This window comes from Roseomonas haemaphysalidis (assembly GCF_017355405.1).
GTDB classification, from domain to species: domain Bacteria; phylum Pseudomonadota; class Alphaproteobacteria; order Acetobacterales; family Acetobacteraceae; genus Pseudoroseomonas; species Pseudoroseomonas haemaphysalidis.
Map to the genome: position 1 here is coordinate 2671888 of NZ_CP061177.1, position 16999 is coordinate 2688886.

Here is a 16999-nt window from a genome sequence, read left to right on the forward strand (position 1 = left end):
TTATGCCACGGCCCCGCCCGCCACGGGCAGCCCTTCCAGCGTCGCCGCCGCCAGATGGCGGATTTCTAATCGAACTGGTCCCTCGCGCGGGGCATCCCGCAGGGTAGTGAACCAGTGTTCCGGCGGGTTGCGGCCTGCCGCGCGGCCGTACACCAGGCCCCGCAGCACCGACTCCGTCGCGAAGGGCAGCCGCACCGGTGGCTCCCGCCCGTTCAGCACCCCCCAAATGCCGGCCCAGCACCGCCCCACGGACCAGGGATTGTAACCACCGCCCCCCAGCACCAACAGCCGCGGTGCCAAAGGCATCACCGCCCGCACCACGGCCCAATAAGCGTTGTTGGAGAGCGACAGCTTGGCGAGCGGGTCTTCTTCCAGCGAATCCGCACCGCATTGCAGCATGATCGCCTGGGGCCGCAGATGCTGGGCCACCGGTAGTATGGCGTGACGGAGCAGCCAGTCCATCTCGCTGTCGTTGAGCCCCTGCGGCACCGGGATGTTGCGGGCATGGCCGCCGGCGCGGTCCGCCAAAGCGCCCGTGAAGGGCCAGCGCCCGGCCTCGTGCACCGACAGCGTGAAGACGCGCGGGTCATCGGCGAAGGCATCCTGCACCCCGTCGCCGTGATGCGCGTCGATGTCGATGTAGAGGATGTTCGTTAGCCCCTGGTCCAACCAGGCCAAAAGTCCCAGCACGGCGTCGTTCAGATAGCAGAACCCGCTGGCCCGGTCCGCCCGCCCGTGGTGGGTACCGCCGCCGGGCACATGCACGATGCCTCGCTCCGCGAGCAGCCGCGCCGCCAGGATCACGCCGCCGCAGCCCGTGGCGGGTCGGCGGAACACTTCGCGGAACACCGGGTTGCCATGCGCCCCGATGTGGTGCCGCTCCCGGACCTCGGGCGGCACGGCCTGCGCCGCCTCGGCCGCCTGCAACGCCGCCACGTAGTCCGGCGTGTGGAAGCGCCGCAACTGCGCCGGCGTCGCCATGGGGCTGTCGATAAAGCGGGCCGGGTCCAGCCAGCCGAGCGTGCGGATCAGGTCCACCGCCGTGGATACACGCGGGATCGCCAGCGGGTGCTTCGGTCCATAGGAGGAGCCGCGATAGATCTCGGACGCGATCAGCAGCGGACCGGCATCGGTGGTCGACAGGTGGTCCACGGGGCGGTCGTCCTTGCTGCTGGGGGCCAAGCCGTTGGGAACTTGCATCCAACGCGCGGCCGTGCCTAGAAGCCGGCATCCGGGGGGAGCCTTTGTTGAGGCTGAGAGGCAGGGATAGGCCCTGCGACCCCTTGAACCTGATCCGGGTCATGCCGGCGAAGGGATCGGAGGTTTCGCATGGCGGCCATTGTCGCGCCCGGCCTGGGCGTGTCCCTTCCCGTGATCCGCCTTGGCGGCCGCGCCATCCTGGATGCCTGCGAGCTGCATTTCGCCGCTGGCCAGGTCACGGCGCTGCTCGGCGCATCCGGCGTCGGCAAGTCCACCTTGCTGCGGCTGCTGGCCGGCCTGATCCCCTTGCCGCCCGAAGCGCGCCTGCTGCCGGATGACGGCCGCCCCCTTGCCGGCCGCATCGCCTGGATGGGGCAACAGGACCTCCTGATGCCGTGGCTGGACCTGCGCGCCAACGTCATGCTCGGCGCCCGGCTGCGGGGCGAGCGCCCGGACCGCGCCCGCGCCGACCGGCTGATCGCGGCGGTGGGGCTGGCGGGGCGGGACACCGCCCGCCCGGCGGAACTTTCCGGCGGCATGCGCCAGCGCGCCGCCCTGGCCCGCACGCTGATGGACGACCGCCCCTTCGTGCTGATGGACGAGCCGTTCAGCGCCGTGGACGCCCCCACCCGGCACCGGCTGCAGGGATTGGCGGCCGAACTGCTGGCCGGCCGCACCGTGCTGCTGGTGACGCATGACCCGCTGGAAGCGCTGCGCATGGCCCACCGCATCCTGGTCCTGCGCCCGGGGCCAGGGGGCGCCGTGGCGGAGGAGCTGCCCCTGCCCCCCACGCCGCCGTTGCGCGCCGCGGCCGACCCCGCCGTGCTGGCCGCCCAGGCCAAGCTGCTGGAACGCCTGTCGGAGGCGGCATGAGGGCCATCATCGCTGCCATCGGCCTGCTGCTGGCGTGGGAAGGCTTCGTGCGCTGGACGGCGGTGCCGCCTTTCCTGTTGCCCTCCCCGCTGCGGGTCTGGAACGTGTTGTGGACGCGGTGGGACCTGCTGGTCGGCCATGCCGGCACCACGGCCACCGAGATCCTGCTGGGCCTTTTGTTCGGCAGCCTGCTGGGCATGGCCACCGCACTGCTGCTGACCGCCTGGCGCGAGGGGCGGCGCTGGCTGCTGCCGCTGCTGATCGCCAGCCAGGCCATCCCGGTCTTCGCCATCGCGCCGTTGCTGACCCTGTGGCTGGGCTTCGGCATGGCCAGCAAGATCGCCATGGCCACCATCATCATCTTCTTTCCCGTGGCCACCGCCTTCTACGACGGGCTACGGCGGACGGAGCCGGGGTGGCTGGATCTCGCCGCCACCATGGGCGCCAGCCGCGCCGCTGTGCTGTGGCGGGTGCGGGTGCCGGCGGCACTGCCGGGCCTCGCGTCCGGCCTGCGGGTGGCCGCCGCCGTGGCGCCGATCGGCGCGGTGGTGGGGGAATGGGTCGGGGCCTCCTCGGGCCTCGGCTACGCGATGCTGCAGGCCAACGGCCGCAGCCAGACTGACGTGATGTTCGCCGCCCTCGCCATTCTGGCCACCATGGCCATGGCGCTGTGGTTCGTGACCGACCTCCTGCTGCGCAGGGCCCTGCCCTGGCAGCCTGATGCCCTTCTCGATGGAGCAGACCGATGAGCCTGATCACCCGCCGGGCGCTGCCCGGGCTGGCCGCCCTCGCCCTGCCGGCCTCCGCCGCCATGGCGCAGACCACCCCGGCGGCGCCCTCGCCCGCCAAGCTGACGCTGATGTTGGACTGGTTCGTCAACCCGGACCACGCGCCCATCGTGGTGGCGCAGGAGGGCGGCCACTTCGCCCGGGCCGGGCTGGAGGTGCGCATCATCGCCCCCGCCGACCCCAACGACCCGCCCCGGCTGGTGGCCGCCAAGCAGGCGGATCTCGGCGTCTACTACCAGAAGAGCCTGCACCTGGCGGTGGACCAGGGCCTGCCGCTGGCCCGTGTCGGCACCCTGGTCGCCACGCCGCTGTCCACGCTGACGGTGTTGCGGGACGGCGCCGTGAAAACGCTGGCAGACCTGAAGGGCAGGAAGATCGGCTTCAGCACCGCGGGGTTCGAGGAGGTGGCGATCGACACCATTCTCGGCACCGTCGGGCTGTCGTCGAAGGACGTGACGCTGGTGAACGTCAACTTCGGCCTGTCATCCGCCCTCATGTCCGGGCAGGTGGATGCCATCCTGGGCGGCTTCCGCAATTTCGAGCTGCACCAGCTCGACATCGAGGGCCGCCCCGGCCGCGCCTTCTACCCCGAGCAGCACGGCATGCCGATCTATGACGAGCTGATCTACGTGGCGCACAAGGACCGCGTGCGCGACCCCGTGCTCCGCCGCTTCATGGACGCCCTGGAAAGCGCCACCACCTTTCTGCTCAACAACCGCGAGGAAAGCTGGAAAATGTTCATCTCCGGCCCGCGCCGCGAGCTGGACAACGAGCTGAACCGCCGTGCCTTCGCGGATACGGCGGATCGCTTCTCGCTCAGCCCGGCGGCGCTGGACCGCAACCGGTATGAGCGATTCGCGAAGTTCCTGCAGGGCCGCAAGATGATCGGCAGCGTGCCACCGGTGGAAAGCTATGCGGTGGAGCTGCCGCCGGCCTGAGGTGTCAGCCGCGCTGCGGCATCGCCTCTGGCACCACCGTCGCCACCAGCGTGGCGTCCAGCGACTCGTAGGCGTGGTAGTCGATGGTCTGGTACAGCTCGGCCCGCGTCTGCATGCGGTCCACCATGTTGTGCGTGCCGCCGTCCTGACGGATGGCGGCATACAGCTGCTCCATCGACTTCGCCGCGACGCGCAGGTGGCTGACCGGCCAGATCACCATGGAATACCCCATCGCCTCGAATTCCTCGGCGGTGAAGAAAGGCGTGCGGCCGAACTCAGTCATGTTGGCCAGCAGCTTCACGCCCGGCATGCGCCGGGCGAATTCCTGGAACATCTCGCGCGTGGTCAGCGCCTCGGGGAAGATCGCGTCGGCGCCGGCCTCCAGGTACAGCTTGGCGCGGGCCACGGCGCCATCCATGCCTTCGCTGGCAGCGGCATCCGTGCGCGCGATGAGATACAGGTGGCGGCGGGCCTTGCGAGCCGCCGCCACCTTGGCCGCCATGTCCCGTGCATCGGCCAGCTTCTTGTCGTTCAGGTGGCCGCACTTCTTGGGCAGCAGCTGATCTTCCAGGTGTACCGCGCCGGCGCCGGCCTCCTCAAAGGCGCGGACCATGTGCATGACGTTGAGCGCCTCGCCATAGCCGGTGTCGCCATCCACCAGCACCGGCAAGCCGGCGGCGCGGGACACCTGGCGGATGTGCCAGGCGACGTCATCCACCGTGATCATGCCGAGGTCGGGGATGCCCATGGTCGCTGTCATGGCGGCGCCGGACATGTAGAGCGCCTCGAACCCCGCCTTCTTCGCCAGGAGCGCGGCGATGCCGAGATGCGCCCCTGGCATGCGCAGGATCTGCGGGCGCTCCAGCAGCGTGCGGAACCGCTGGCCGGCGGGGGCGTCGGGCAGGTCATCGGCGATGAGGTAGGGCATCGTTTTTCCTTGAGGGACGTTTCGCCCACACCTAACACCCGGCCCGGCCCTCGGCCATGGCCGCGGGGGCGGGCTTTGCGGGCGGGCCATCCGGCCTTAGCTTGATCCTGACCGACACGACGCGAACCGCCGCAGGCGGACCGAACCTCTGGGAGTAGCTGCCATGGAAATGTCCGGCGAACGGCGCATCGAGGCGCCCCGCGCAACCGTATGGCAGGGCCTGAACGACCCCGAGGTGCTGCGCGCTTCGATCCCGGGGTGCGAGACGGTGGAACGGACGGGCGACGATTCCTTTCAGGCCCGCGTAGCCGTGAAGCTGGGCCCGATGGCCGCCAAGTTCGCGGGCAAGATGCAGCTCACCAACATCAACCCGCCCGAGTCCTACACCATCGGCGGCGAAGGCAACGGCGGTGCCATGGGCTTCGCGAAGGGGGGCGCCGACGTGGCGCTACGCGAGCTCGGCCCCACGACGACGCTGCTGACCTACAACGTCAAGGCGCAGGTGGGTGGCAAGATGGCGCAGCTGGGTGCGCGGCTGATCGACAGCACCGCCAAGCAGATGGCCGACCAATTCTTCGACCGCTTCGCCGCCTATGTCTCCACCCCGGCCGAGCCGGCGGCGGCACCGGCTTCCCAGGACGCCCCCGCCACGCCCCGCCCGTCGCACGAGGCTGTGCTGCCCGAGGGCACGGTGCCGACCCCTGCCCCCGGCACGGAGATCGGTGACTCGTCGCCGCTGGAGCGCCTGGGCTCGGCGACCATCATCGGCGCCGGCCTGTCCGAGCATGCGGGCGACAAGCCGCCCGGCATGGAAGGCGGCCAGCAGCCCGTGTCGCCGCGCGGCTACGCCCCGCCCCGCCCGGCGAGCCAGCCCGCCGCGCTGTCGGTCCTGTCGCTGGTGCCCACCGAGATCTTCGGCCTGCCTTTGACCTTCTGGGGCGGCACGCTGATCTGGCTGGTGCTGCTGGTCGTGCTGTTCCTGCGCGGGTGATGCGGATGACCCCGCCCGCCTCGGTGGAAGCCACGGAGCAGTTGCTCGCGGCCGGCGGCTACGTCGCCGACCGGGCGTTGGCGACGACAGTGCACCTCGCCTTGGCGATGGGGCGCCCGCTTTTTCTGGAAGGCGAACCGGGCACCGGCAAGACGGAGATCGCCAAGGTCCTGGCCGCGGGCCTCGGCCGGCGCCTGGTACGGCTGCAATGCTATGACGGCATGGACCTGTCGGCCGCAGCCTATGAATGGAACCATGCCCGGCAGCTGATGGCCATCCGGCTGGCGGAGGCGAGCGGGGAAGCCGATCGGGCCAGTCTGGAGGCCGGCATCTACGACCGGCGCTTTCTGCAGGAACGGCCGCTGCTGTCGGCGCTGACCGGCACCCCGGCGGTGCTGCTGATCGACGAACTGGACCGGGCGGACGAACCGTTCGAGGCATTTCTGCTGGAGATCCTGGCCGACTTCCAGCTCTCCATCCCGGAAATCGGCACCATCCGGGCGGAAACGCCCCCCATCGTCGTGCTGACCAGCAACCGAACGCGCGAGGTGCACGATGCGATCCGCCGCCGTTGTTTGTACCATTGGGTCGACTACCCCGACGCTGCCCGGGAACGCGCGATCCTGGACCGCCGGGCCCCCGGCCTGCCGGCCAAGCTGTCGGCACAGGTCGTGGACTTCGTGCAGCGCGTGCGGGACGGCGATTTTTTCAAGTACCCCGGGGTGGCGGAGACCATCGACTGGGCCACGGCGCTGGGGGCCCTCGATGCCACCGAACTGGAGCCTCTCCTGGTCGACGATACCCTGGGGGCGTTGCTGAAGTACCAGGACGACATCGCCAAGCTGCGCGGCGCCGAGGCCGCCAGGCTGCTGGAAGCCGTCAAGGCCCCGCCGGCCGTGACCGTTCCGTTCTGATTATGCCCGGCGGCGGCGCCCTCGCCGGCAACCTGCTTGGCTTCGGCCGGATGCTCCGCCGGGCCGGCCTGCCGCTGGGGCCGGCCGAGCTGCTGGCGGGTGGCGAGGCGCTGACCCGGGTGGACATCGGCGACCACCGCCAAGCCAAGGCAGCCCTGCGCGCGACACTGGTGCATCGGCGCGAGCACTTCGAGATCTTCGATCAGGCTTTCGACCTGTTCTGGCGGGCACCCGACCCGTCAGCACGCGGCGCCACGGAAGCTGGCGAACAGCTCGACCGTGCACCCGCCGCCGCCCGCCGCGTATCGGAAGCGCTGGGCAGCAGCGCCACGGCCGCACCGCCGCCACCCGGCGAAGCCAGGCTTGACGCCGTCCTGACCGTCAGCGGCGGCGAACAACTGCGGCGAATGGACTTCGACGCGATGACGGCCGCCGAGATCGATGCCGCGAAGCAGGAGATCCGCCGCCTGGTGCTGCCGTTGGACGCGCGCCCGACCCGCCGCTTCCGACCCGATGCCAACGGCCGCCGCGCCGACCTGCGCGCTACGCTGCGTGCCAGCCTCCGCCAGGGTGGAGAAGTGCTGGATATCCGCCACAGCAAGCGGGTGACGCGTCCGCCACCCCTGGTGGTGATCTGCGACGTGTCGGGAAGCATGTCGCGTTACGCGCAGATTCTACTGCATTTTGTTCATGCGGTGACCAATGACCGGGACCGTGTGGCGAGCTTCCTGTTTGGCACGCGGCTCACCAACATCACCCGGCAGCTGCATCACCGCGACGCGGAAGTGGCCTTCGAGATGGTGGGCCAGGTGGTACCCGACTGGTCCGGCGGCACCCGCATCGGCGAGGCGCTGGACCGCTTTAATCATGACTGGTCGCGCCGCGTGCTCGGCCAGGGCGCCGTCGTGCTGCTGATCACCGATGGGTTGGAGCGTGGCGGGGCCGAGGAACTGGCCCGCCTGGCAGCCGCCACGGACCGGCTGCGGCAATCCTGCCGGCGGCTGATCTGGCTCAACCCGCTCTTGCGCTACGCCGGCTTCCAACCGAAATCCCAGGGCGTGCGGACGATGCTTCCCTTGGTTCATGAGCATCGCCCCGTCCACAACATCGATAGCCTGCGGTCGCTGGTGGAAACGCTGTCGGCGCCGCATGCCCGCGGGAGAATGCCATGAGCGCCCATGCCGCGACCAACCAGGAGGATATCCTGGCAACCGCCGCCGACTGGCTGGCGGAGGGTGAGACGGTGGCCATCGCCACGGTTGTCGAGACCTGGGGCAGCTCACCTCGCCCGGCCGGCTCGCAGCTGGCGGTGACGGCGTCCGGTCGCATGGCCGGCAGCGTGTCGGGGGGCTGCATCGAGGGGGCGGTGGCCGATGTCGCGCGCCAGACGATGGACAGCGGTGCCCCCCAGCTCCTGGACTTCGGCATCAGCGACGAGCGCGCCTGGGAAGTTGGGCTGGCCTGCGGCGGCAAGCTCAAGGTGTTCGTGGAGAAGCTGGCGTGAAAGCGGCTTTTCTGGCGCGGCTGCGCGAAGCCCGTCTGGCCGCGCGGCCGGTGGCCGTCCTGACCGAGCTCAGCACGGGTCATCAGTTCCTATATCCGGATGACAATGCGCCGGAACCTCTTGTTCATGCAGCAAAGTCGGCGCTGGATTTGGACAAGGCAAGCAGCCTGACCGTCGCAGGGGCGGATTGGTTTGTTCACCCTTACAATCCGCCGCTGCGGCTAATCGTGGTGGGCGCCGTGCACGTGGCGCAGGCGCTGGTGCCGATGGCGGCTGGCTGCGGCTTCGCTGTCACGGTCGTGGACCCGCGCGGGGCTTTTGCCACCACGGAGCGGTTCGGCACCGACGTGGTGTTGCGTGACGAATGGCCCGATGACGCCCTGCAGGCCTTGGCGCCGGATACCCGCACCGCCGTGGTGACGCTGACGCATGACCCCAAGCTGGATGATCCGGCGCTGGAAGTCGCGTTGCGCAGCCCCGCTTTCTATGTCGGTGCCCTGGGCAGCCGGAAGACCCACGCCAAGCGGCTCGACCGTCTGCGCGAGGCCGGGCTTGACGAGGCAGCGCTGGCCCGCATCGCCGCGCCTGTCGGGCTCAATATCGGCGCGGTCACAGCGCCGGAGATCGCGCTGTCCGTGCTGGCGCAGATCGTCGCCCGGCGTCGCGGGGCCGCCCTGGGCGGGCCAACCGCATGATCTTCGGCCCGACCCCCCTGGCGGAAGCCGAGGGCGCCATTCTGGCCCATACCGTCCGCCTGCCGGGACGCGTCATCAAGAAGGGCACGGTGCTGGACGCCGGCGCGGTCGCGGCTCTGCGGGAAAGTGGCCGCCCAGACGTTGTCGCCGCCCGCCTGCAAGATGGCGATGTCACGGAAAACGACGCCGCCCACCGGGTTGGCGAAGCCTTGATGGGCCCGAGCTTGGCCCGCACCCGCGCCGCGACGGGGCGGGTGAACCTGCAATCCACCGTCACCGGCCTGCTGGTTGTCGACGCGGCTCGGGTCCACGCGTTGAACGCGCTGGACGAGAGCCTGACGTTGGCGACCCTGCCGGATTACACGCCGGTTTCCCCCCGTGAAATGCTGGCCACCGTCAAGGTCATTCCCTTTGCCATGGCCGGCAGCGTACTGGCCGAGGCCGAGGCATTGATGCGGCAAGGCCCGATGCTGGCGGTGCATCCCTTCCGCCCCCTGAAGGTCGGCTTGGTGCTGACCGAGCTGCCGGGCCTGAAGGAAAGCATCATGGAAGGCGCCGTGGAGGCGACGGAGGAGCGCGTGGCCGGGTTGACCGGCACGCTGCTGCCGCCGCGCCGCTGCGCCCACGAGGCCGGGGCGATCGCCGATGCCTTGCGGCAACTCCTGTCCGATGGGGCGGAGATGCTGCTTGTCGCCGGGGCATCCGCGGTGGTGGACCGGCGCGATGCCGGACCCGCGGCCATTGTACAGGTCGGCGGAAGGATCGAGCATTTCGGCATGCCGGTGGACCCGGGCAACCTGATCTGCCTGGGGGCGGTGGGCGATGTGCCCGCCATGGTGCTGCCCGGCTGCGCCCGCAGTCCAAAGTTGAACGGTTTCGACTGGGTGCTGCAACGCCTCTTCGCCGGCCTACCCGTGGCCGGCCGCGACGTGATGCGCATGGGCGTCGGCGGCTTGCTGAAGGAAATCGAGTCGCGCCCGCTGCCCCGTGCGCAGGCGGGCCGTGGCGCGGCGCCGATCGCCACGCCGCGCCGGCCCCGGCAGGTTGCGGCGCTGGTGCTGGCGGCGGGCCGGTCCAGCCGCATGGGCGAGGTCAACAAGCTGCTGGTGCAGGACCGTTCCGGGCGGCCGATGGTGTCGCGCGTGGTCGACAACGTTCTGGCTTCCGGCGCCCGCCCGGTGATCGTGGTCACGGGCCATGACGCCGCCGCGGTGCATGCAGCGCTGCAAGGCCGCCCCGTCACCATGGTGCATGCTGAGCATCATGCGGAGGGGCTTGCGGCCTCCCTGCGCTGCGGGCTCGCGGCGTTGCCGGCGGGTGCCGAGGGCGTCGCCGTCTGCCTGGGCGACATGCCTCTGGTCACCGGCGGGGCGATTGATCGGTTGATCGCCGCCTTTGACCCCGAGGAAGGGCGCGCCATCGTCGCCCCCACCTTTGATGGCCAGCCGGGTAACCCGGTGCTGTGGTCCCGCGAATACCTGCCGCAGATGATGGCGTTGACTGGCGATGCCGGCGCGCGCGCGCTGCTGCGCCAGCATGCCGAACGGGTGGCGGAGGTGGAGATGCCGGACGGCGCGGTGCTGCGCGACTTCGACACGCCGGAGGCCCTGGCGGGCGAGCCGGACTACGCGCACCGGGCATGATCCTGATCGCGCTGGGCGCCAATCTGCCAGGCCTGGACGGCAGCGAGCCGCGCGCGACCTGCGAGGCCGCGGCGCAGGCCCTGCGGCGCATCCCCGGACTGATGGTTTCCGCCCTGTCGCGCTGGTGGCTGACCGCGCCGGTGCCGCCCACCCCAGGGGCGCCATGGTACGTCAACGGTGTCGCCCGCTGCGAGGGGGACATGCCGCCCCCGGTACTGCTGTCCGCATTGCAGGCCATCGAGGATGCCGCCGGCCGGGTCCGCGCCTACCCCAATGCCCCGCGGACACTGGACCTCGACATCGTCGCGATGGGCGACACGGTCCGCGCGGGGCCGGACCCCATCCTGCCGCATCCGCGCGCGCATCTGCGGCGATTCGTGTTGCAGCCTTTACAGGAGGTGGCACCGGGCTGGCGGCATCCCTCGCTGGGGCGCAGCGTCGAGGAACTGCTGCGCGGCCTGCCGGAAGAAGCGATGCGGCCGCTCTGAGCTTGTGTTTCGCGGCTCCGATGGCTATCTGCAAGGTTCCGCTAAGATGAATGAGTTGGAGGCCGCACCATGGCCCGCGTAACCGTCGAAGACTGCATCCTGAAGGTTCCGAACCGCTTTGAGCTGGTTTTGCTGGCCGCCCAGCGCGCCCGCAACATCAGCCGCGGCGAGGAACTGACGATCGACCGCGACAACGACAAGAACCCGGTCGTGGCGCTGCGCGAGATCGCCGACGACACCGTGGAACTGCCGGGCCTGGAGCAGGACCTCATCAAGTCCCTGCTGCGCGCCCCGGAGCCGGAGCCGGTGGAGGAAGAGGTGATCGACCTGATCGCCACGGACGAGAACATCTTCGGCGTCATGGACGTGAACGAGGAGCCGCTGCCGGATGCCGGCGCGGACGACCTGTCCGGCGACGACATCGAAGCCGCGATCGCCGCCGAACTCGGCGGCCGCCGCTGACCGGGCGGGGGCGACATTGAAACCGGGCGCCGGGCCGAGTTTTGACCCGGCGCCGCGCGCGCCTGACGGTTTGACCGCGCCTGTCGCCCCCCCCCATGCCGAAACGCCGGGCACCGAACTTGCCCGGCGCGTTGCCGCCTACGACCCCCGCGCCGATGTTGCCCTGCTGGAAGCCGCCTACGACCTGGCAGCCACGGCCCATGCCAGCCAGGCGCGCGAGAACGGCGACCCCTACATCACGCATCCGCTGGCCGTGGCCGGCATCCTGGCCGGCTACCGGCTGGACACGGCGACCATCGCGACCGCGTTGCTGCACGACGTGGTCGAGGATACCGGCGTTTCCCTTGCCGAGATCGAGAAGCGTTTCGGCAGCGACATCGCCAAGCTGGTGGACGGCGTCACCAAGCTGACGCGGCTGGAACTGCAGTCCGAGCGCACCAAGCAGGCCGAGAACTTCCGCAAGCTGGTGCTGGCGATGAGCGAGGACATCCGCGTCCTCTTGGTCAAGCTCGCCGACCGGACGCACAACATGCGGACGCTGCATTTCGTGCCGAAGCCCGAAAAGCGGGCGCGCGTGGCGCGGGAAACCATGGAGATCTACGCGCCGCTCGCTCAGCGCATCGGCATGGATGCGGTGAAGACCGAGCTGCAATCCCTCTCCTTCCGCGAATTGCAGCCGGATGCCTACCAGACCATCACCGCCCGCCTCGCCTTTCTGCGCGGCCAGGGCGCCGACCTGATCGACGACATCGCCGCCGACGTGCGGGCCAAGATGGCCGAGGCCGGCGTACCCCTGCTGGAGGTCAACGGGCGCGAAAAGTCGCCCTATTCCATCTGGCTGAAGATGCATGAGAAGAAGGTGGAATTCGAGCAGCTCTCGGACATCATGGCCTTCCGCATCACGACGACGGACCGCACCAACTGCTATGCGGCGCTGGGCGCCATCCATTCGGCCTACCGCGTCGTTCCGGGGCGGTTCAAGGACTACATCAGCACGCCCAAGCCCAATGGCTACCAGAGCCTGCACACCGGCGTTTCCGTGCCGGAGCGGCGCAACGCCAAGATCGAGGTGCAGATCCGCACGCCGGAAATGCACGAGGTCGCCGAATACGGCGTGGCCGCGCACTGGATGTACAAGCAGGGCCGGGCACCGGACGGCACCACCCCGCCGGCCCAGAAGCGGCGCTATCCTTGGGTCAAGGAACTGCTGGAACTCCTTGAAACGGCGTCCGAGCCGCAGGAGTTCCTGGAACACACCAAGCTGGCCCTGCACCAGGACCAGGTGTTCTGCTTCACGCCCAAGGGGGACCTGATCGCCCTGCCCCGCGGCGCCACGCCGATCGACTTCGCCTACCAGGTGCACAGCCAGGTGGGCGACACCTGCGTTGGCGCCAAGATCAACGGCCGCATTGTCCCGCTCCGCCACCAGCTGGAAAACGGCGACCAGATCGAGATCATCACGGCGCGCGGCGGCACGCCCAACCCGGCCTGGGAACGCTTCGTCGTCACCGGCAAGGCCAAGGCGCGGATCAAACGCTTCGCCCTGGCCCGCCAGCGGTCGGAGTTCCAGGAACAGGGCCGCAGCGCCATCGCCAAGGCCTTCCGCCAGGAAGGTCTGGATTTCAGCGAGAAGATGGTCGAGCCGGCCATCAAGGCGTTCAAGCAGCCGAGCTTCGAGGATCTGTGCGTCGCCGTCGGCAACGGCAACCTGTCGCCGCGCGAGGTGCTGCACGCGGCGGTGCCGGAGCTGAAGGGTCCGCCCCGGCCGCATGAGAACCTTCCCCTTACCCGGGCGCGCGGCAAGCCAGGCTCGACGGTCATGCGCACCGGCAACGAGCGGCGGCGTGACAGCGCTTCCGGCATCGTCGGACTGGTGCCGGGCATGGCAGTGCAGTTCGCCGGTTGCTGCCACCCGGTGCCAGGGGACCGCATCCTGGGGATCGTCACCACCGGCAAGGGCGTGACGATCCATAAGAACGACTGCCACAGCCTTGAATCCTTTGCTTCCACGCCGGAACGCTTCATCGACGTGGATTGGGACTACGAGGTGGGCTCGGGCAACGGCCACCTCGCCCGGCTGCAGGTGGTGACCAGCAACGAGGGCGCGGCCATCGCCGCCATGACGGTGGCCATCGCCAAGCAGCAGGGCAAGCTGCACAACCTGCGCTTCACCCACCGCGCCGCCGATTTCGCGGAGCTCATGGTGGACCTGGAGGTCACGGACCTGCGGCACCTGTCGCAAGTCGTGGCGGCGCTGCGCACCTGCCCCGGCATTGCCCAGGTGGACCGCGCCAAGGGCTGAGGCTATGCCCGGGGCATGATCATCGGCCTCGGCAACGACATCTGCGACATCCGGCGTATCGAGCGCGCCCTTGCCCGCCACGGCGACCGCTTTATCGAGCGCGTGTTCACGCCGCTGGAGCGCCGCAAGGCGGAAAGCCGCACGGAAAAGCTGCGCGCCGGCACCTATGCCAAGCGCTTCGCGGCCAAGGAGGCCGCGGCCAAGGCGCTCGGCACCGGCTTCCGGCAGGGCGTGTTCTGGCGCGACCTGGGCGTGGTGAACCTGTCTTCGGGCCAGCCCTCCCTGCGGCTGACCGGCGGCGCCGCCAAGCGGCTGGATGCCATCACCCCCGTGGGCTTCGGCGCGCAGATCAGCCTGACGATGACGGACGAATACCCTTATGCCCAGGCCATCGTCATCATCGCGGCAGTGAAGCTAGTCGCCTAGGCGGAAGGCATCCGCGATCCGTCGCATGCCGCCCTGCGCGTCGGTCAGCATCACGTCGAAGCGGATGCCATGCTCGCCATGGCCGGGGTGGGAAGCGAGCCAGATCTCGGCGGCCGCCATCAGCCGGTGCCGCTGCCGTGCCCCAAGGGCGTAAGCCGCGTCCACCAGCGTCGCGCGGGCCTTCACCTCGATAAAGGCCAGCACGCCCTGCCGCTCGGCCACCAGGTCGATCTCCCCCGCGGCGGTGCGGGCCCTGTGATCCAGCACCCGCCACCCTTCCTCCACCAGGCGCTCGGCCACGCGCAGTTCGGCGCTGCGGCCGCGGGCCTCCGCCGCGGCGCGCAGCAGGGGATCGGGGGGTGCGGCCATGTTCGCCATGGTCGGTTGCATGGCCGCGCGATGCAAGCATCTGGTCGGCGCCGCCCGGGCATCCTACACGGACGGCATGCAAAGCCGTCCGGGCCGCCTCAGGCGCTTCTTTCTGCGGGGCGTCATCGCCGTCCTGATCCTCGCGCTGCTGACGGTGGTTGCCGTCGGCGGGCTGCTGTGGGGCACGCTGCCGCCGCAATCGGGCCGCTTCGCCCTGGCGGGATTGTCCGTGCCGGTGGACATCGTGCAGGACGAATACGGCATCCCCCGCATCAGTGCCGCCAACGAGCTGGATGCGGCCGAGGCGCTCGGGTGGCTGCATGCCCGGGACCGCATGTTCCAGCTGGAAGCGCTGCGGCGCGGCGCTTCGGGGCGTTTGTCGGAGCTGACCGGCCCGGCCGCGCTGCGGCTGGACCGGTTCAGCCGCACGCTCGGCTTGGCGCAAAGCGCACGGGCGGATTACGGCGCCCTGCCGGCCGATACCCGTGCCATGCTGGATGCCTATGCCCGTGGGGTGAATGGCTGGCTGCAGACGCGCGGCCGGCTGGCGGCACCGGAATTCATCGCCCTCGGCGCCCCGGAACCCTGGGAGCCATGGCAAAGCCTCTTGTGGGCCAAGGTCATGGGCCTTTGGTTGTCCGGCAACTGGCGCCTGGAACTGGAACGTGCCCGGCTGGCTGGCATCCTGACGCCGGAACGGCTCGCGGAACTCTGGCCGGCGGATGAAAGCCCCGGGCGGCCTGACCTAGCCGGGCTGCCGGATGCCGCCCATCTGGCGCGGCTGGCGGCCGCCGTGCCAACATTCCCGGTCGATGCCCCGCTGCCGAGCACGGCATCCAACGCCTGGGCCGTGGCGGCGGAACGCTCCACCACCGGGCAGCCCCTGCTGGCGTCGGACCCCCATCTTGGCTTCCAGGCACCGATCCTGTGGTACCTCGCCCGCATCGAGATCGCGGCGATGCCGGGCCAGCCGGCGCGGATGCTGGCGGGCGCCACCTCGCCTGGCGTCCCCTTCGTGGTGATCGGCCGCAACGACCGGGTAGCCTGGGGCTTCACCACGACCCATTCCGACACCCAGGACGTGTTCATCGAGCGGCTGGCAGGCCCCGACGCGTACCAGACCCCCGATGGTCCCCGTCCCTTCACATCCCGCCAGGAACGCATCGGCATCCGGGGGCAGGACGCTGAAGTGCTGACGGTGCGCGAAACCCGCCACGGGCCGGTCGTGAGCGACCTCGACGCAACGCCCCCGGGCGACACCGTGCTGGCGGTCCAGATGGCCAACCTCGCTCCTGGCGACACGGCCGCGGCGGGCCTGCACGCCCTGAACCGCGCCACCTCGCTGGGCAGCGCGCGCGCCGCTGCGGCGCTGATCACCGCGCCCGCGCAGAACCTGATGGTGGCGGCGCGGGACGGCGGCATCGGCATGTTTCTCACCGGGCGCACCCCGGTGCGCCGTGCCGGCGACGGTACCCTCCCCGCGCCGGGCTGGGACGGCAGCCATGACTGGACCGGCTGGATTCCGTTCGACGCCATGCCGCATGTGGAGAACCCGCCGGGTGGTGTGCTGGCCAATGCCAACAACCGCGTGCAGCGGGCCGGCGCCGAGCCCTATCTGGGCCGTGACTGGTTTGGCGACTGGCGCTTCCGTCGCATTCTCGACCTGCTCGGCCAGCGGCGGCATCACGCGCCGGATGACCTGGCCGCCATGCAGCGCGATACGGTCAGCTTGTTCGCGCGGGACATGCTGCCGGTGCTGCGCGCCATTCCCCGCCCGCCCGGCGCCGCCGGGGCCGCGCGCGACCTGCTGCTGGGCTGGGACGGGGACATGCTTGCCTCCGCCCCGCAGCCGCTGATCTTCAATGCCTGGTGGCGGGTGGCGGCCGACATGGCGCTGGCGATGGGCGGTGTGCCCGAGGGAGCCTGGCGGGCAACGCCGGAATTCCTGCGCTTCGTGCTGGCCCGCGATGGGGCGGGTGCCCACTGGTGCCGCCCTGCCGACGAAGCCGGGCCCGCCCCGCAAGCCTGCGACGCCCTGGTGGCCCGCGCGCTGGAGCAAGCGGTGGCGACCCTGTCCGAGCAGTTCGGACCGGATATCGCGGCATGGCGGTGGGGAACCGCGCATGTGGCGCGCTTCGAGCACCCCCTGCTGCGCCTGATCCCGTTGCTGCGGGACTGGACGCGGATCGGCGGCCCAACCGGCGGTGACGATCAGACGATCAGCCGTGGTGGCATGGGCGGCGGCGATTTCGCGCATGTGCAGGGTGCCGGACTGCGCGCGGTATTCGACCTGGCCACACCGGACGGGGTGGCGGCCATCATCGGCACCGGGCAATCCGGCCATCCACTGTCCACCCACTGGGCCGACCAGAACCCCATCTGGGGTGGCCAGGCCCCGGACGGCGCCTTGCTGCTTCCGCTGGCGCCAGTTCCCGCCCAGAGCGGCGGGCTGCTGCGCCTGGAGCCTGGATAAGCCCG

Annotated in this window: 17 protein-coding genes and 1 riboswitch; of the genes, 14 read left to right on the forward strand and 3 right to left on the reverse strand. The window is 70.3% G+C overall.

Translation table 11 applies throughout. From position 1 onward, the window contains the following. Positions 1 to 1200 (reverse strand): acetoin utilization protein AcuC, encoded by a 1200-nt coding sequence (locus IAI59_RS12375; protein ID WP_207418394.1) that lies wholly within the window; start codon positions 1198 to 1200, stop codon positions 1 to 3. 24 nt (positions 1201 to 1224) lie between these two features. Next, a riboswitch (TPP riboswitch) is annotated at positions 1225 to 1334 on the forward strand. Between IAI59_RS12375 and IAI59_RS12380 the strand changes: the two genes are divergently transcribed. The 3 genes from IAI59_RS12380 (at position 1330) to IAI59_RS12390 (ending at position 3799) form a co-directional block, all read left to right on the forward strand. Further along, positions 1330 to 2073 (forward strand): ABC transporter ATP-binding protein, encoded by a 744-nt coding sequence (locus IAI59_RS12380; protein WP_207418393.1) that lies wholly within the window; start codon positions 1330 to 1332, stop codon positions 2071 to 2073. (Overlaps the previous riboswitch by 5 nt.) Continuing rightward, the gene (locus tag IAI59_RS12385) at positions 2070 to 2822 is read left to right on the forward strand and encodes an ABC transporter permease (protein ID WP_207418390.1); all 753 of its coding nucleotides are present in this window, start codon (positions 2070 to 2072) and stop codon (positions 2820 to 2822) included. Before IAI59_RS12380 ends, IAI59_RS12385 begins: the two co-directional genes overlap by 4 nt. Beyond that, positions 2819 to 3799 carry an ABC transporter substrate-binding protein gene (locus IAI59_RS12390; RefSeq protein ID WP_207418389.1) on the forward strand — a complete coding sequence of 327 codons (981 nt, stop codon included), beginning with the start codon at positions 2819 to 2821 and terminating at the stop codon, positions 3797 to 3799. The genes IAI59_RS12385 and IAI59_RS12390 overlap by 4 nt, the downstream gene beginning before the upstream one ends. 4 nt (positions 3800 to 3803) lie before the next feature. Here IAI59_RS12390 and prpB read toward each other — a convergent pair whose 3' ends face one another. Then, on the reverse strand, positions 3804 to 4727 hold the full coding sequence (prpB, locus tag IAI59_RS12395) for a methylisocitrate lyase (protein ID WP_207418387.1): 924 nt from the start codon (positions 4725 to 4727) through the stop codon (positions 3804 to 3806). Between the two features lie 163 nt (positions 4728 to 4890). Between prpB and IAI59_RS12400 the strand changes: the two genes are divergently transcribed. The 10 genes from IAI59_RS12400 (at position 4891) to acpS (ending at position 14152) form a co-directional block, all read left to right on the forward strand. After that, positions 4891 to 5718 carry an SRPBCC family protein gene (locus IAI59_RS12400; RefSeq protein WP_207418386.1) on the forward strand — a complete coding sequence of 276 codons (828 nt, stop codon included), beginning with the start codon at positions 4891 to 4893 and terminating at the stop codon, positions 5716 to 5718. Further along, the gene (locus IAI59_RS12405) at positions 5718 to 6632 is read left to right on the forward strand and encodes an AAA family ATPase (RefSeq protein WP_207418384.1); all 915 of its coding nucleotides are present in this window, start codon (positions 5718 to 5720) and stop codon (positions 6630 to 6632) included. The genes IAI59_RS12400 and IAI59_RS12405 overlap by 1 nt, the downstream gene beginning before the upstream one ends. A gap of 2 nt (positions 6633 to 6634) precedes the next feature. Next, entirely contained in the window at positions 6635 to 7804 is a 1170-nt protein-coding gene (locus tag IAI59_RS12410) for a vWA domain-containing protein (RefSeq protein ID WP_207418383.1), read from the forward strand. Further along, positions 7801 to 8136 carry an XdhC family protein gene (locus IAI59_RS12415; protein WP_207418382.1) on the forward strand — a complete coding sequence of 112 codons (336 nt, stop codon included), beginning with the start codon at positions 7801 to 7803 and terminating at the stop codon, positions 8134 to 8136. The genes IAI59_RS12410 and IAI59_RS12415 overlap by 4 nt, the downstream gene beginning before the upstream one ends. Positions 8137 to 8186: 50 nt before the next feature. Next, the gene (locus IAI59_RS12420; protein ID WP_419556472.1) at positions 8187 to 8831 is read left to right on the forward strand and encodes an XdhC family protein; all 645 of its coding nucleotides are present in this window, start codon (positions 8187 to 8189) and stop codon (positions 8829 to 8831) included. Then, the gene (locus IAI59_RS12425; protein ID WP_207418379.1) at positions 8828 to 10474 is read left to right on the forward strand and encodes an NTP transferase domain-containing protein; all 1647 of its coding nucleotides are present in this window, start codon (positions 8828 to 8830) and stop codon (positions 10472 to 10474) included. Before IAI59_RS12420 ends, IAI59_RS12425 begins: the two co-directional genes overlap by 4 nt. Continuing rightward, complete coding sequence (folK, locus tag IAI59_RS12430; protein WP_207418377.1) at positions 10471 to 10962, forward strand: 2-amino-4-hydroxy-6-hydroxymethyldihydropteridine diphosphokinase; 492 nt, start codon at positions 10471 to 10473, stop codon at positions 10960 to 10962. The genes IAI59_RS12425 and folK overlap by 4 nt, the downstream gene beginning before the upstream one ends. Positions 10963 to 11031: 69 nt before the next feature. Beyond that, on the forward strand, positions 11032 to 11424 hold the full coding sequence (gene rpoZ / locus IAI59_RS12435) for a DNA-directed RNA polymerase subunit omega (protein ID WP_207418375.1): 393 nt from the start codon (positions 11032 to 11034) through the stop codon (positions 11422 to 11424). Continuing rightward, positions 11351 to 13726 carry a RelA/SpoT family protein gene (locus IAI59_RS12440; protein ID WP_237180839.1) on the forward strand — a complete coding sequence of 792 codons (2376 nt, stop codon included), beginning with the start codon at positions 11351 to 11353 and terminating at the stop codon, positions 13724 to 13726. Before rpoZ ends, IAI59_RS12440 begins: the two co-directional genes overlap by 74 nt. A gap of 15 nt (positions 13727 to 13741) precedes the next feature. After that, positions 13742 to 14152 carry a holo-ACP synthase gene (acpS, locus tag IAI59_RS12445; protein ID WP_207418373.1) on the forward strand — a complete coding sequence of 137 codons (411 nt, stop codon included), beginning with the start codon at positions 13742 to 13744 and terminating at the stop codon, positions 14150 to 14152. Here acpS and IAI59_RS12450 read toward each other — a convergent pair. Next, positions 14141 to 14530 (reverse strand): YraN family protein, encoded by a 390-nt coding sequence (locus IAI59_RS12450; protein WP_237180838.1) that lies wholly within the window; start codon positions 14528 to 14530, stop codon positions 14141 to 14143. The two genes, acpS and IAI59_RS12450, sit on opposite strands and share 12 nt — an antisense overlap. Positions 14531 to 14540: 10 nt before the next feature. Here IAI59_RS12450 and IAI59_RS12455 point away from each other — a divergent pair, with 10 nt between their 5' ends. Then, positions 14541 to 16994: a penicillin acylase family protein gene (locus IAI59_RS12455; RefSeq protein ID WP_237180837.1), complete on the forward strand. Its 2454-nt coding sequence runs from the start codon at positions 14541 to 14543 to the stop codon at positions 16992 to 16994. Positions 16995 to 16999: the final 5 nt, after the last annotated feature.